This window comes from Pseudomonas sp. WMBT8 (genome assembly GCF_050916005.1).
Classification (GTDB): Bacteria; Pseudomonadota; Gammaproteobacteria; order Pseudomonadales; family Pseudomonadaceae; genus Aquipseudomonas.
On record NZ_CP188096.1, the window covers coordinates 6,024,216 to 6,040,657 of the forward strand.

The window sequence follows — 16,442 nt, forward strand, 5'->3', positions numbered from 1 at the left end:
TGGCGCCTCGCTAGCAGCCAGGAAAATCCGCATTTTTCCGTAACAAATCCGCCAGCCCTTCGGCCTCGATCGGTCGACTGATCAAATAGCCCTGTACCTCATCGCAGTTTTCGGCGCGCAGGAAATCCAGCTGCTGCTGATCCTCCACACCCTCGGCCACCACCTTGAGCGCCAAGCCATGGGCCATGGCGATGATGGCCCGGGTAATCGCCAAGTCTTCGCGCCCCTGGCCCAGGCCCCGGATAAAGGTCTGGTCGATCTTCACGTAATCCACGGGGATGCGCTTGAGGTAGCTGAGGGACGAATAGCCGGTGCCAAAGTCGTCAATCGCCAGCTTCACCCCCAGGTCGCGCAGTTGCTGGAAGGTGGCGATGATGTGCTCGACGCTGTCGAGCAACTGGCTTTCGGTCAGCTCCAGCTCCAGGTACTGCGGGGCCAGCCCGGTTTCGTCCAGCACCTGACGCACCAGGCTGACCAGCTTGCCCTGGCGCAACTGGTGCACCGACAGGTTGACCGACACGCGGATCGGCGCCAGGCCCTGGCGCTGCCATTCACACGCCTGCCAGCAGGCCTGGCGCAGCACGAACTCGCCCAACGGCACGATCAATCCGGTTTCTTCTGCCAAGCCAATGAAATCACCGGGCGGCACACTGCCCCATTGCGGATGATCCCAACGCACCAGCGCCTCGGCGGCGTTCATCTTGCCAGTGGCCAGGCACAGCTTGGGTTGGTAGAACACCTTCAATTGGCGTTCATCGATGGCTTTGCGCAGTTGGTTTTCCAGCTGCAGGCGCTCAAGGGTGCTGGCTTGCAGGCTGTCGGTGTAGAACTGGAAGTTATTGCCGCCCAAATGCTTGGCGTGCTGCATAGCCATGTTCGACTGGCTGACCAACGCGGAAATTTCCCGCGCGTTATCCGGCAACAGGCTGACACCGATTGAGGCGCTGACCACCAACTCATGCCCCTCCACCGCCACTGGCACCCGCAACTTGGCCAGCAGCCGGGTGGCCACTCGCGCCAGGCTCGACAGGCTGCCATAAGCGTCGAACAACACCGCAAATTCATCGCCGGACAACCGCGCAATGGTGTCGGCCTCCGGCAACGCGTTGATCAGGCGCCGCGCCATTTTTTGCAGCAATTGGTCGGCGACTTCATGGCCCAGGCTGTCATTGAGCAGCTTGAAGCGGTCCAGGTTGATATGCAGTAACGCCAGGCTGCGGCCACCCTGGCGCACCCGCTGATGGGCCTCGCGCAGGCGCTCGCGAAACAGCGAGCGGTTGGCCAGGCCCGTCAGTTCGTCGTAATGGGTGAGGTAGCGCATGCGCTCCTCGGATTCGCGGCGCGCCGACAGATCGGCGAAGAAGCCCACGATGTGACTCACGTTTCCCCGAACATCGCGCACTACGCTCAGTTGCAGCCATTGCGGGTACAGCTCGCCGTTCTTGCGCGCCTCCACCAATTCGCCCTGCCAACTGCCGTGGCTCAACAACGCCTGGCGGATCACCGGGAAGTGTCGGCGGGCATCGCGGCTGCACGGCAACTCCACGACGTTGCGCCCGAGCATGTCGTCGATATCAAAGCCGGTCACGCGACTGAAGGCCTGGTTGACCGCAATCAGCACGTACTCCGGGTCCAGGATCACGATGCCTTCGCTGGCCGCCTCGAACACCGTGGACGCCAGCCGCAGCTGTTCTTCCACCGCCTTGCCGGCACTGATATCGCGCCGGGTACCGAGCATGCGCGTCACGCGCCCGCTGGCCGCACGCTCCACGGCGCGCCCACGGTCTTCGATCCACACCCAGCGTCCGTCGCCATGGCGCACGCGGTACTCCACCTGGTAGTCCTCGCTGCGCCCTTTCAAGTGCTCCACCAGCGCGCGCTTGAGCAGCGGCAAGTCGTCCGGGTGCAGGCGAGGCGTGAGGTCGCGCAACATCGCCGTGACGTATTCCGGCTCCAGGCCGAACAACTCCTTGAGTTGGGTGTGGTGGACCTCGTCGGTTTGCAGGTTCCAGTCCCACAAACCCAACTCACTGGCCTGCAATGCCATCGCCAGGCGCGCTTCGCTTTTGCTCAGGGCCAGGCTGGCGGCGTCCAGTTGCTGGCCGCGTTGTTCGACACGGTGTTGCAGGCCGACCTGGGCCTCACGCAACTCCTGCTCGACCTGGCGCCGCTGCTCAACCTCGCGCACCAGGTCCTGATTCAACTGCTCGCTGCGCTGACGGGCCTGCTGCAGGTGCTCGATCAGGGCCTGGTTCTGGAACCGGCGCAGCAAACCGCGCTGGATCAGGCGGTTGACCTGCCATGCCACCAGGCTCAGGGATGCCAGCAGAATCAGGCCCAGGTAACTCCAGCCCTGCAGTTGCGGTTCGCCGCTCCAGAATAAATAGAGGATGGTGGGCACCAGGCAGGGCAAGGCAAACGATAAAAACGCCGGCACGCTCACCGCGTAGGCCACGCTGGCCGATAAGGTGGCCACGCCAATCAGGCCGAAGATCCAGGCCTGCTGCACGAAACTGTCCAGAGGCACCAGGACAATGGCCGCGCTCGCCAGGGTCAGGCCGCTGGCCGCCGAGCCCAACATGAACATGCGCCGCCAGACCGGCTGCGCCTGCCGGCTGGGCAGGGCGCTATCGAAGGCCGCCACCTGGATCACGCGCATCGCCACCAGGGCCAGCAACCACACCAGCCAACTGCCGACCAGCACGTAGCGCTGCGGGCTCCAGAGCAACCAGGCGCAGACCAGACCGTTAATCAACATCAATAAAGTGGGCAGCAACGAACCTTGGTACAACAGACGCGTGCGCTCGACCGCCATCTCCATGGCGTAGTGCTTGCGGATAACTTGCGCCGGCGCGACAGAAGGGCCAGGCAAGTCGGTGCTGAGGGTCATAGGCAGTGTTCTTATAATGGTGAGCCCGAAACGTCGACGGAGCATACACAAGCGGGCGGGCAGACCAAACTGCTCTGGATCATAAAAATCGGCGAATAAACCATCGCAAACCTTGGGCCCAGAGGGGCTGAACAAGACAGGGCGCGGGCTACAGGCGATGACTTACCGGTCATCACCGTGGATCGATTATTAGCCGATTGAAGATCGTCGCGGATTATTTTGTGCCGACCACCCGGCAATGGGATTTGCCCCCCTTCCCCCGGCACCCTAGAATGCGCCGATGCGCGATGATCTCTCCCTTTTGCTGAATTCCCTCAACGATGCCCAACGCCAGGCCGTAGCAGCCCCCGTTGGCCGTCAGTTGGTCCTGGCCGGTGCTGGCTCCGGTAAAACCCGAGTGCTGGTGCACCGTATCGCCTGGTTGATCCAGGTCGAGAACGCGTCGCCGCATTCCATCCTGTCGGTGACCTTCACCAACAAGGCCGCTGCCGAGATGCGCCACCGCATCGAGCAGTTGATGGGCATCAGCCCGGCCGGAATGTGGGTCGGCACCTTCCACGGCCTGGCGCACCGCTTGCTGCGGGCCCACTGGCAGGAGGCGGGCCTGGCCCAGACCTTCCAGATTCTCGACAGCGATGACCAGCAACGCCTGGTCAAGCGGGTGATCCGCGAGCTGGGCCTGGATGAACAACGCTGGCCGGTGCGTCAGGCCCAATGGTTTATCAACGGCCAGAAAGACGAAGGCCTGCGCCCGCAACATATCCAGGCCAGTGGCGACCTGTTCCTGGCCACCATGCGCAGCATTTATGAAGCCTATGAAGTGGCCTGCCAGCGTGCCGGCGTCATCGACTTCTCCGAACTGCTGCTGCGGGCCCTCGACCTGTGGCGCGACAACCCCGGCTTGCTGGCCCATTACCAGAAGCGCTTCCGGCACATCCTGGTGGACGAGTTCCAGGACACCAACGCCGTGCAGTACGCCTGGCTGCGCCTGCTGGCCAAGGGCGGCGACAGCCTGATGGTGGTGGGCGACGACGATCAGTCGATCTACGGCTGGCGCGGCGCGAAAATCGAGAACATCTACCAGTATTCCGACGACTTCCCAGACGCCGAGACCATTCGCCTGGAGCAGAACTATCGCTCCACCGCCGGGATCCTCAAGGCCGCCAACGCCTTGATCGCCAATAACACCGGGCGCCTGGGCAAGGAATTGTGGACCGACGGCGGCGAAGGCGAGGCAATCAACCTGTACGCGGCCTTCAACGAGCACGACGAAGCGCGCTACGTGGTGGAAACCATTGAAAGCGCCCTGAAAACCGGGCTGGCCCGCAGTGATATCGCCATTCTGTACCGCTCCAACGCCCAATCACGGGTACTCGAAGAAGCCTTGCTGCGCGAGCGCATTCCGTACCGCATCTATGGCGGCCAGCGCTTCTTCGAGCGCGCAGAAATCAAGAACGCCATGGCCTACCTGCGTTTGCTGGAAGGTCGCGGCAACGATGCCGCGCTGGAGCGGGTGATCAACGTACCGGCACGGGGCATCGGCGAGAAAACCGTCGAGGCGATCCGCGAACATGCGCGTCACAGCGATGTGTCGATGTGGGAGGCCATGCGCCTGCTGATCGCCAATAAAGGCCTGACCGGCCGCGCTGCCGGAGCGTTGGGTGGGTTTGTCGAGTTGATCGACAGCCTCGCCGCCAAATGCCTGGAAATGCCGCTGCACCTGATGACCCAGACCGTGATCGAACAATCCGGCCTGATCGCTTATCACGAGGCGGAAAAGGGTGAGAAAGGCCAGGCTCGGGTAGAAAACCTTGAGGAACTGGTCAGCGCCGCCCGCGCGTTCGAGAACAGCGAGGAAGATGCCGACCTGTCGCCACTGGCGGCGTTCCTCGGCCACGCCTCCCTGGAAGCCGGCGATACCCAGGCCGACGAGCACGAAGACAGCGTGCAACTGATGACGCTGCACAGTGCCAAGGGCCTGGAATTCCCCTACGTGTTCCTGGTGGGCATGGAAGAAGGCCTGTTCCCGCACAAGATGAGCCTGGAAGAGCCCGGCCGCCTTGAAGAAGAACGCCGCCTGGCCTACGTGGGTATCACTCGGGCGATGCAGAACCTGGTGATGACCTACGCCGAGACACGACGCCTGTATGGCAGCGAGACCTACAACAAGGTGTCGCGTTTCGTACGGGAAGTGCCCAAAGGGCTGATTCAGGAAGTGCGCTTGTCCAATAGCGTCAGCCGGCCGTTTGGTGGCGGCCAGCAGCAGAACTCCAGCAACATGTTTGCCGGCTCGGAAATTCCCGAGACCCCGTTCAGCCTTGGCCAGCAGGTCCGGCATGCGATCTTTGGCGAAGGGGTGATCCTCAACTTCGAAGGCGCCGGGGCCCAGGCACGGGTGCAGGTGAACTTCGCCGAAGGCAGCAAGTGGCTGATGATGGGTTACGCCAAGCTCGAAGCGGTCTGACTGAGCGTTCCCACGCTCTGCGTGGGAACGATCGGGCGCTCTGCCTCGGTGTGATGGGTCGCCTTGCCCTTGTTTTTAACCAGTACGGGCCAATATCTGTAATTAGTCCTACAGACCATTCGCAAAGGTCTTACGCAAAAGCCCGAAACATTATGCCGCTAGCCACTGCCTCTGCACCTGTGCAACATGGCGCGCGTGCAATCCACAAATGGGAATTCCCTTTATGAAACGTTTTCTTAGCATCGCCATGGCGTTGTGCATCGGCCTGACGATGAGCCTCGACGCCAACGCCAAACGCTTCGGTGGCGGTAAAAGCTCCGGCGCAGCACCGAGCCACCAGACCAGCCAAATGGCCCCAGCCGCTGGCGGCATGGGCGGAGCGGCTGCCACCGCAGGTGCAGCCGGTGCCGCTGGCGCTGCTGCCAAGGCCGGCGGTGCTTCGCGCTGGTTGGGCCCTCTGGCCGGTATCGCTGCCGGTGGCCTGCTCGCTTCCATGTTCATGGGCGGCGGCTTCCAGGGCATGCAGATCTTCGACATCCTGATCATGGCGGTCATCGCTTTTGTGATCTTCCGCTTCATCGCCGCCCGTCGCCGCAAGCAGCAGGAGCACCTGGCTCCAGCCGGCGCGCCGATGCAGCGTGAAGTGTTCGAGCAAAAGCCTGCCATGGGTTCGATCTTCGGCGGCTCGGCAGCACCTGCTGCCGCTCGTCCGGTGATCAACGCGCCAGCCTGGTTCAACGAAGAGCGTTTCGTCGAAGCGGCCCGCAACCACTTCCAGTCCCTGCAGCAACACTGGGACGCCAACGAAATGGACAAGATCGCCGAGTTCGTGACCCCGCAACTGCTGGAGTTCCTCAAGCGCGAACGTGCCGAACTGGGCGACGGCTTCCAGTCGACTTACATCGACGACCTGCGCGTGCAGTTGGAAGGTGTGGATGATCGCGCCGACAAGACCATCGCTACCCTGACCTTCAGCGGTACGTCGAAGACTTCGCGCTTCGACCAGGGCGAAGTGTTCAGCGAAAGCTGGAACATGGAACGTCCACAGGGCGAAAACCAGCCTTGGCTGGTAGCCGGTATCCGCCAGAACGGCTGATCCACAAAGGCCTACAGCCTGCTGTAAGAAACACCCCGGTCTTGTGCAGCGCTTTAAGAAGCCTGCACAGCCGGGGTGTTTTTTTGCCTGTGGAAAAGTCAGCATGGGGTTTTGCTGGATTAATGAGAACGACTCTCATTATACTCGCCCTCCCCGGTTCTGCCCGAGCATAGGAAAGTGCCGCCGTGCTGGAAAAACTGTTCACTCAACATGCACCCGCGTTGCATCGGTATCTGTTGCGCAAAAAGTGCTCCCCAAGCCTGGCCTCGGACCTGGTACAGGACACTTTCCTGCGCATCGCCCAGTTGGAGAGCCTGGAGCGCGTGCTGTGCGCGCCGTCCTATCTGTTTCGGGTAGCGCACAACCTGATGATCGACCATCACCGCCGCTATGGTGAAAAGCGCTACGACAACGACCCCAGCGCCTTCTTCGCCACCCTGGTCGACGAAACCAGTTGCCCTGAAGAACAGGCCCTCGGCGCGTTGGAACTGGAGCACCTGGAAAGCCTGCTGCAGCGCATGCCACCGCGTACCCGCGATGTGTTCATGCTGTGCCGGGTGGAAGGCATGACGCACAAAGAGACCGCGCGCTATTTACGGATATCCACAAGCTCTGTACAAAAACACATGGCAATGGCCCTGGCCAGGATTGGCCGGGCGCTTGAGCCGGACCAAGAGGGCTGAGCCTTGTGTACGACAAAGAGCCAAAAGGTAAATAGACCGAACCGTGAACGCCTCCCCACAGACTATCGACCCGGTAGAGCGCAAAGCTGCCGACTGGGTGATGCGCCATCGCCAAGGACAGCTTTCGGCACGTGAACTCGAGGCGTTTCAGCGCTGGCTGGCCGCCGACCCTTTGCACGCCGCCGCCGCCGAGCGCGCCAATCGTGCTTGGCTGGCCACCGCGCAGCTCAAGCAACGTCCCGGCTATGTAAAACCCCAACGCCCGCCGCGCTCTGCCTGGCTGCGCATGCCGGTGGTCGGCGGCAGCGCCGTGGCGGCGCTGGCGTTGGGCTGCTGGATGCTGCTGGCACCACCTTTCTGGGTCCAGGCCCTGAATAGCGACTATCACACCGGGTTTGGCGAGGTGCGCCAGATCACCCTGGCCGACGGCAGCCAGGTGCAACTGGGCAGCCACAGCATCCTGAGCCTGGCCTACGACGATCAGACCCGTCGGGTGCGCTTGAGCCAGGGCGAGGCGGTCTTCACCCCTGCGCCAATGAATGAACAGGAGCGGCGGCCCTTCACCGTACAAGCGCCCGGGGCCGATATCACCGCGCGAGGCACACGTTACCTGGTCGGTGTCGGCAAGGATCGCGAAGGCTGGGTGGGTGTGCTGCAGCATCGGGTCGAGGTCAACCTGACCCAGCACGGGCGCGATGAAGCCGCAGGTTCCGCGCTACTGGAGCAGGGCAACAGCCTGCACTTCAGCCCCAGAACGGGCCTGGTGCCGCTGAACACCAGCCCCGAGGAACTGGCCAGTTGGCAGGAAGGCCGGCTGGTATTCCAACGCGAATCCCTGGCCGACGCCGCCGCCCGCATCAACCGTTACCGACCGGGGCTGGTGCTGGTCAAGGGCGAGGCCCTGCGCAACGTGCGGGTCAGTGCGGTAATGCGCCTGGATAACCTCGACGCCGCGCTTGAACACCTGGTGGCGCAAGTCCACGGGCGCATGTTCGAGCTGCCAGGACTGACACTGATCTACTGAGCCGCCTCGCACGGCGTCAATTTCAAAAAATATAAATAACGATATTTATAGATCATAACGATCTATCGCGTTTTTGCAGCTGGGCCGTTTCTACTACATGTGAATAAATCTTATTTACTTTAGTGAGGCCGGTTTTGCAGACGCAAGAGAACAACAAAAAACGCCAGGCAACAAAACGCACCCGACTGAGCCTGGGAATTGCGTCGGCCGCCATTGCGCTGGTCGCCAATGCCGCCACCATCAGCCCGGTGCTGGCAGCGCCAAGCGCAAACCACGCCCCGGCCACTGACGTGCACAACTTCGACGTGCCCGCCCTGGCGCTGGATCAAGCCTTGGTCCTGCTGGCGCGCCAGGCCGGTGTCGAGTTGTACCTGGGCAGCAACGACTTCACCAACAGCTACGGCAACCCGGTCAAGGGGCGCTTGTCCCTGGACACCGCGCTGCAAACGCTGCTGGCCAACCAAGGAGTCAGCTACAGCCTCACCGGCTCAGCCGAGCGCCCGATCATCCAGGTGCAATCGGCACCGAACTCGGCGGGTATCCAGGCCGGCGACTTGCACCCGACCTACGTCATGGGCATGGAAGGCAAGCAGTCCCGGGACGAAAAGGGCTACAACGATATCTACGACCATGACATCTCCTCGGTGTATGCCGGCAAGGAGCAGATCGAACGCTACAAAGGCGCAGCCCCCGCCGATATGTTCAAGGGCATGCTCAACGTGTACAGCGGCGACTCGCGCAACAGCGGCGCACTGGACCCAAACATCCGCGGCATCCAGGGCCCCGGCCGCGTGCCTGTGACCATCGACGGTACCGAACAGGCAATCACCGCTTACCGCGGCTACATGGGCGCCAACAACCGCAACTACATCGACCCCAACCTGATCGGCAGCATCAAGGTGCTCAAGGGCCCGAACCTGGAGCGTAACGTCTACAGCGGCATTGGCGGCGCAGTGGTGGCCAGCACTCTAAACGTCGACGATGTGCTCAAGCAGGACCAGGAATATGGTGGCGAACTTAAAATCGAAGGCAGCAACAACTCGGTGTCACCCAAACTACCGACGCTGATGACCGGGCAAATGCCCAGCCCCGGTTATGAATATTCACCCATCAGGGGCTATTACGATCACTCGCTGTACAAACACCCACGCACCAGCAGCAGTAACAAACTGCTGTCCAGCGATGACTCCGCCTACCGCCTGGCACTGGCCACGCGCCAGGAAAAATTCGAACTGCTGGCAGCCTACGCCTTCCGTGAAAAAGGCAACCACTACGCAGGCAAGAACAAGAGCGGCTTCTATTCCAGCGGGAAGAAAGTCAACGGCGAGTTTGACTACATTCCCAACCTCGCCACTATCTACAAACCGGGCGATGAAGTGCCCAACACCTCCAGCAAGATGGAGTCCTGGCTGGGCAAGGCCAAACTCAAGATTGATGAAAACCAGTCCCTGGAATTCGGCTATCGCGACACCGATGCGCTGTACGGCGAGATCCTGCCATCACGGATCTCGTTCTTTAAACCCGGCACGACTTACGACGCCGCCACCAACGGCGTGCCGCAATGGCCGTTGAGCCATGTACAAAGCAAAGCCTACAACCTGGAATACAACCTCAAGCCCGAAGGTAACCCGTGGGTGGATTTCTATTCCAACCTGTGGATGACCAACACCCGCAGCGATACCTACAGCAGCGGTGGCGTCCCCAATCAAACCACCATGGCCGACCCGGTGTACCGCAATACCGCCCTGGCCAACGCCAAGCATGATCGTATCGGCCTGACCGCAAGCAATAAGTTGAAGTTGCTCGACAGCCTCGACCTGACCCTGGGTGGTAGTTATCAGCATGAAAAGTTGGGATCGAACGACAACTATTACGACCCTATCATCAGCGACACGTTGCGCATGTACCCTCGGGCCGGGCGCCGCGAGGAACAGGAATACAACTTCAAATTCGACTGGCGGCCCGTAAGCTTTGCCAAGTTTGAGGCGGGGATGCGTTATTCGTCTTATTGGGCATTTGATGATTACTTGAAAAGTGCCCAGGACAAGAGTGGGATAACAACACAATTTGAAGAAACCGGGCGTCGGGTGGATTACACCACGCAAAAAACACTGACGGATGCAGAATTAAAAACAATCATTGATCAGAAAGTTGAAAACATGAAAGGGCTCTGGGATGTTTTCGGCGCCACAGAGGCCGAACGTTTGGCTGATATAGAAGTGATTAAGCAAGAAACATCACCCGTTCAAAAAACCCAACATAGGGTTAACTGGGAGAGCGATGGTAAAGGTCGCTATTCACGCGCTAACAACCCATGTATCAATGGCTTGAATGCAGGCGAGAATATTATTTCCTGCAGCTCTTCCGGAAACGGCAAGGGCTACGAAAAAGATATCAAAGCCAAACACCAGAAAGACAGTGGCTGGACACCTTCGCTTTCTGCAACCTTCTATACCTCGGAAAATGGCCGGGTCTACCTGCGCTACAGCGAGGCCATCCGTTACCCAAGCATGTTTGAAAGCACCATGGGCTTTTCCTCATCGGTCAACCCCTGGGGGCTTGAGCCAGAACATGCGCATAACTACGAAGCCGCCTACATCCATAACCTGGCCGGCTGGGGTGGCAGTGAAAGCGCCGACATCAAGCTGAGCTATTACTACAACACGACCAAAAACGTGATCGAACGTGACCCACAACTGCGCTTCAGTAACCTTGAGAAGCAAGTCACTTCCGGCGTGGAGTTCCAGGGCCGCTACGATAACGGACGGTTTTTCACCGACATGAGTATCGGCCACGTCCTGAAAAACAGAGTCTGCGATGAAAACTCGGCTGTCTCCGTCAGCACCGACGGTAGCACCCCCAACTGCGTGGAAGACGGTTTTGTAGGCGGATACCTGGTGAGCATGGCAATGCCGGAGTGGACTGCCAACCTCGGGTTAGGTGCGCGCTTCCTTGATCGCAAACTGGAAGTGGGCGGACGGGCTATTTATTACCGCCAACATGAAAACAAGTTCTATGACAACTACCCCAACAGCGCCATGGTCAGTTATTACCTGAATACGCCCATGTCATGGGACAAGATCATCACTTATGACGCCTACGTTAACTATAAATTGACCGATGACGCATCCATCGAGTTAACCGGCACCAACTTGAGCAACCTTTATTACATCGACCCACTCACGCGTTCGGCCATGCCCGCACCCGGTCGAACGTTGAAACTCGCTTTCACCACTACTTTTTAACTTGGGAGGTACTGCATGGGAGGCTAAAGAAGAAATTGGCAAACGCTTGACGTGTTGACTTAATTTAAATCACTCAATGGATGATGAAATGAAATCTTTCAACTACACAGTATTGGCAGTGGCACTTCTGGGTCTGGCTGGCGTTGCTCAAGCAGCCACTTCTTCTGGTCAAAGTTACGATGGCACGATCGTCGTCGACGGCTCCAGTGGTTCAGGCTCAACTAACCACCCAGGTTCCGCAGGCCAGCCAGCCATTGGCGTTAAGGCTTTTTACAACGGCACGAAAGTCGCTTTCAGCGGTTTGAAAGGTATGGCTGCCACCGATGCCAATGGTGTCTCCACCATTACCACCGCGATGATGCCACCCTCTCACTCCACACTGGGCAACTTCGACTTCAAACAAGTCGCCAACCAGCAGGTGTACTACGGAGAGTGGTCGCAGACCGGCGCCAACAATGATCCAACCCGCGTCGTGTACTACTCCGGCGATACCACCGGCCGCGTATTGCCAACGGCCAGCGTGACCTATGCGGTACAGGGCATCAACAACTACTCCGGAGCTAACGTGCTGTCTGGCGACCTGACCGCATCCTTCGGTACGGCCGCCCCGACGCTGGTAGGTTCGCTGAGCAACAGCACCTTGAAGGTCCAGTTGGTGGCCAACATCAACACCGCCGACGCCAGCTTTGCCGGCAACGCAGCTGCGCGCGATGCGGTCACTAACGCAAGCCTGTCAACCGGCACCACCCAAGGCAGCTTCTTCGGCGCAGGCGCCACCGCGTCGCTGGCGGGTATCGCCAAGTTCACCGACCGCAACTACGACACCGCCTTCGGTGGTGTCGCCAAGTAATCGCACGTTGAACCTGTTGTAGCACCACCCAAGCAAGTGCCTGCCCCCAGGCACTTGCTTTTGGCGTTTTGAAGCGATCCCGAGAGCCCGGTAATGCCCCAGCCCTATTGCATGCGATCCCTCACGCTCCACGCTTTACCCTTTTCCCTGCTGCTGTGCATGACCCCGGCGGTATTTGCCGCCGACCAGGACACCAGCCTGCGCCTGAACCAGACCATCGAGTACCGCGCCAATCAGCAAGAGCGCGAGTTGCTCAAGGATGAACTGCCCAGCGACGGCGCCCCGCCGCTGTTGAATATCGATGGGCAGACCTACAGTGTGGGCAACAACCTCGATGAACTGGGCCGCGCGGTGTACCTGTCCATCGAGCGCCAGCAGTGGCCACAAGCCAGGGATTACCTCAAGCGCTACACCGCCCTGCCCGGCCACGACCCGATGCTCACCGCCTATGCCAACGGCGGCCTGGCCCGCGCCGATGGCAACCTTGAACAAGCAGAAAGCTACTACCGCCAGCTGCTGGCGTTGCAGGGCGACTTCCTGCCGGGGCGCCTGGAGCTGGCGCGGGTATTGTTCGAGAACCGCAAGGATGGCGAATCCAACGCCGCGTTCCGGCAGATCAGCAGCAGCCTCAGCCCAGCGGACGCCCAAGCCATGGGCGTGGGCAAGACCGTCGACAGTTTTATCCAGGCCCTGGACCACCGTGAAGACTGGCAAGGCTCCCTGGCCATCGGCCCGACCTGGGGCTACAACCTCAACCAGTCCCCGGAAAGCGAGGTGACTTATCGCTACGTCACCCCCGACGAAACCATCTACGTCAAACGCTCACTGCCCAAGGCCGTGTCTGCCCACGGCGCGGACTACGAGGCCACGCTCAACAAGCGCGTGGCCATCAGCGGCCACCACGGGGTGTTCATGCGCTCGCTGCTCTATGGCCAGGCCTATGAAAAACAGAGCAAGTACAACGAAGGTACCCTCATCAATAACGCTGGCTACAGCTACCACGACGCCAAAAACCAGTACGCCTTCGGGCCGTCGTTTGAATTCAATACGATTGGTGACAACGCCATGTACAGCGCCTGGGGGCTGCGCGGCGAATGGATTCATACACTGTCGGCCACCCGCATGTTCAAGCTGGAAGGCGAATACAAGGACATGGCCTACAAACACCAGATCAATAGCAACCTCGACGGCGGCATCAGTTCGGTCTACGCCACCCTGTGGCAGGCCCTACCCCAGCGGTGGACGCTGTTCGGCGGCGTAGACCTGACCGAACGTAATACCCAGGACCGCACGGCGGCCTACCTGCAAAAGGGCGTGCGGCTGGGGGTGGCGAAGGATTTCGAAGTGGGCGTCAGCGCCGTGCTGTTCGCCTCGTACCGCAAGCGCCAATACGATGCCTACAGCGCTATCGTCGATGATCGACGCAATGAGAAAGAACAAGGCTACACCTTTATCCTGCGTGCCCCACGCCTGGCGGTGCTGGATGCGGTGCCCAGTCTGACGGTCAAGTACAACAAGGTCGTCAGCAATGTCGACTGGCTTTATTCCTACGACAAAAACAGCATCAGCCTAAAGCTGGAAAAGCAGTTTTAACCGACAACACCGGGTTTTCTATTTCGCGGTTGCACTTATAGCGAGCTACTGTATAAAACGCCCCTATAAACCGCGCCATCTAGCATGAGGATCCCGGCCGTGGAAGAAGTTATCGAACAATTGCGTGAAGCCAACGAACCGGTACCGGTTCCTCTGGAACTGCCCGACGAAGACCAGTTGGTGGAAGTCGAGGAACAGCTGTTTATCAACATCCCGTTTGTGTTCAAGGAATTCCTGCTGACCGTCAGCGATGTGGTGTATGGCAGCCTGGAGCCGGTGACCATCACCGACCCCCAGTCCCACACTTACCTGCCGGAAGTCGCCGCCAATGCCTGGGATATCGGCGTGCCTCGCGAACTGATCCCGATTTGCCAGGATGGCGACGACTACTATTGCGTCGAAGAAGACGGCACGGTGGTGTTGTGGTCCGGCGAAGAAGAACTGGTAACCGAAGAGTCCTGGGAGTCGGTGTGGCACTGGGCGCGGGACGTCTGGCTGGAAAGCTGATGCCTTTGTAGGCGCCGGCCGGCCGGCGCCTACGGTGGATCGCTCAGTTGAGGGTGGTGGTCAGTGCTCCGGTGTGTCCTTGTGATTGTCCAGGGTCTCCAGCAAAGCCACTTGCATGCGTGTATGGATGCGGATGAACCAACGCCAGAGCACAGCGGCCACCGCAGCCGTGACCACGGCAATCAACACCAGCAACTTGTTGGTCGGCAAAATACTGGCCGACAAGGCTGCCAACAGCAGGAAGATCACCAGTAGCGAGAGAATCGGGATCAGTTCGGCAATCACCCGCCGCACGCGCTGGGTATGGCGCCCGGCCATTTCCGGCTTCACGCTCATCTCCGCCAGCAACATCGACAGCGCCTTGAGCTTGCGATATGCGGCAATCAGAAAAGGCAGCGACAGCAGCAACGCACCGCCCCAGATCAATGCCTTCTGCCAACTCGGATCACTGATCCAACCTTCCAGATACCCACCAATGCGCGCGGCAAAAAAGCTGCCGGTGAAGAAGATCGCCACCACCAGCGCCAGGTTCACCCCCACCTGCAAGATGATCTTGCGGATCATCGACGCCAGCATCGCACCTTCGCCCTGGGGCGAAATACTGCGCAACCATTCGCCATACATGCCAAACACCCGGCTCAGGCGTTGCGGCATCACCGCCGCGATCTTCAAGGACAATGGGTCGGCGCCACGAATCAGGTAGGGCGTGAGCAACGTCGTGATGGCGGAAACGGCCACCGCCACCGGGTAGAGAAAGTCGCTGGTCACCTGCAAGGTCATCCCCAGCGCCGCAATGATGAAAGAAAATTCGCCAATTTGTGACAGGCCCATACCCACCCGCAACGAAGTGCGGCCGTCATTGCCGGCGATAAACGCGCCAAGGCCACAGGACAGCATCTTGCCCAGCACCACGGCCACGGTGATCACTGCAATCGGCCAGGCGTATTGCAGCAGGATCTGCGGGTCGATCATCAAGCCAATGGCAACAAAGAAGATTGCGCTGAACATGTCGCGAACCGGTTCGATCAGGCGCTCGATTTTCAGCAACTGCCGGGATTCGGCCATGATCGCACCGATCAGGAAGGCGCCCAGCACCATGCTGTATTCGAGCTTGACCACCAGCAGGCAGAAGCCGAAACACAGGCCCAGGACGGTGATCAGCAGCATCTCGTTGCTTTCGAACTTGGCCACGTAGGCCAGCAGCCGTGGCACCAGCAAAATGCCGATCACCAGGGCCACGATCATGAACAGCGAGAGCTTGCCGACCGTGGAAAACACCTCGCCGGAACTGACCGTACCGCTGACGGCGATGCTCGACAGCAAGGCAATGATGCCGATACCCAAGATGTCTTCGACAATCAACACGCCAAAGATCAGTTGGGCAAAGCGCTGGTTTTTCATCTTCAGGTCGTTGAGCGCCTTGACGATGATGGTGGTCGAGGAAATCGCCAGGATCGCGCCGAGGAACAGCGAGTCCATGGTGTTCCAGTCGAACCATTGGCCAATTTCATAGCCAATCCAGATCATCAGGATGATTTCCAGGAAGGCCGCGATAAACGCCGTGGCGCCCACCTTGAACAGCTTGCGCAGGCTGAACTCCAGGCCCAGGCAGAACATCAGGAAGATCACCCCCAGCTCGGCCAGGGTCTTGATAGTGTCTTCGTCGTGGATCAGGCCGAATGGCGGGGTGTGCGGGCCAATGATGAAGCCGGCGACGATGTACCCCAGGACGACCGGCTGCTTGAGGCGATGAAACAGGATAGTCACCACCCCTGCCACCAGCATGATCACGGCCAAATCCTGGATAAAGCTGATGGCGTGCATGGCGAGGGGCTCCTTGAGGGTACTGGCGCTGTCCCGGTTTCCACGCGGCCGCTACAACGGCGCGCAATGTGCGGAAGGAGAAGTCTGCCTTAATCGTAAGAAATGCCCTTGAAATGGGCTTTTCAAGGGTAACACCACGACTTCCGGCAGAAAGCCGGTGCAATATATGGAAACAGATCGCCTTGGGCGTGACGGCAAGGCCCGTCCCGGCGTCCCGTAAGGGATGACGCCGCAATGATTCCAGCATCCGCAGAGGTGCCCCCCCA

The 16,442-nt window shown here is 59.9% G+C and carries 10 protein-coding genes; 8 read left to right on the forward strand and 2 right to left on the reverse strand.

The window, feature by feature from the left end:
* Window positions 1-10: 10 nt before the first annotated feature.
* A complete protein-coding gene (locus tag ACO77H_RS27610; protein WP_170042033.1) occupies window positions 11-2,890 on the reverse strand; it encodes an EAL domain-containing protein in 2,880 nt (959 codons plus the stop codon).
* A gap of 280 nt (window positions 2,891-3,170) precedes the next feature.
* Between ACO77H_RS27610 and uvrD the strand changes: the two genes are divergently transcribed.
* From uvrD to ACO77H_RS27650, 8 genes are all read left to right on the forward strand, one after another.
* Window positions 3,171-5,354: a DNA helicase II gene (gene uvrD, locus ACO77H_RS27615; RefSeq protein WP_169954024.1), complete on the forward strand. Its 2,184-nt coding sequence runs from the start codon at window positions 3,171-3,173 to the stop codon at window positions 5,352-5,354.
* Between the two features lie 223 nt (window positions 5,355-5,577).
* Window positions 5,578-6,450 carry a Tim44 domain-containing protein gene (locus ACO77H_RS27620; protein WP_169954025.1) on the forward strand — a complete coding sequence of 291 codons (873 nt, stop codon included), beginning with the start codon at window positions 5,578-5,580 and terminating at the stop codon, window positions 6,448-6,450.
* A 185-nt stretch (window positions 6,451-6,635) separates the two neighbouring features.
* On the forward strand, window positions 6,636-7,133 hold the full coding sequence (locus tag ACO77H_RS27625) for a sigma-70 family RNA polymerase sigma factor (protein ID WP_169954026.1): 498 nt from the start codon (window positions 6,636-6,638) through the stop codon (window positions 7,131-7,133).
* Window positions 7,134-7,176: 43 nt separating this feature from the next.
* Complete coding sequence (locus ACO77H_RS27630) at window positions 7,177-8,157, forward strand: FecR family protein (RefSeq protein WP_346266489.1); 981 nt, start codon at window positions 7,177-7,179, stop codon at window positions 8,155-8,157.
* Between the two features lie 134 nt (window positions 8,158-8,291).
* On the forward strand, window positions 8,292-11,402 hold the full coding sequence (locus tag ACO77H_RS27635) for a TonB-dependent receptor domain-containing protein (RefSeq protein WP_432754797.1): 3,111 nt from the start codon (window positions 8,292-8,294) through the stop codon (window positions 11,400-11,402).
* A 187-nt stretch (window positions 11,403-11,589) separates the two neighbouring features.
* Window positions 11,590-12,252, forward strand: coding sequence for a Slam-dependent surface lipoprotein (locus tag ACO77H_RS27640; protein WP_432755788.1), 663 nt, complete (start codon window positions 11,590-11,592; stop codon window positions 12,250-12,252).
* 93 nt (window positions 12,253-12,345) lie between these two features.
* A complete protein-coding gene (locus ACO77H_RS27645; protein WP_432754798.1) occupies window positions 12,346-13,845 on the forward strand; it encodes a surface lipoprotein assembly modifier in 1,500 nt (499 codons plus the stop codon).
* A gap of 99 nt (window positions 13,846-13,944) precedes the next feature.
* Complete coding sequence (locus ACO77H_RS27650; protein ID WP_029290059.1) at window positions 13,945-14,352, forward strand: SMI1/KNR4 family protein; 408 nt, start codon at window positions 13,945-13,947, stop codon at window positions 14,350-14,352.
* 60 nt (window positions 14,353-14,412) lie between these two features.
* Here ACO77H_RS27650 and ACO77H_RS27655 read toward each other — a convergent pair whose 3' ends face one another.
* Window positions 14,413-16,176, reverse strand: coding sequence for a cation:proton antiporter (locus ACO77H_RS27655; RefSeq protein ID WP_169954030.1), 1,764 nt, complete (start codon window positions 16,174-16,176; stop codon window positions 14,413-14,415).
* Window positions 16,177-16,442 lie beyond the last annotated feature (266 nt).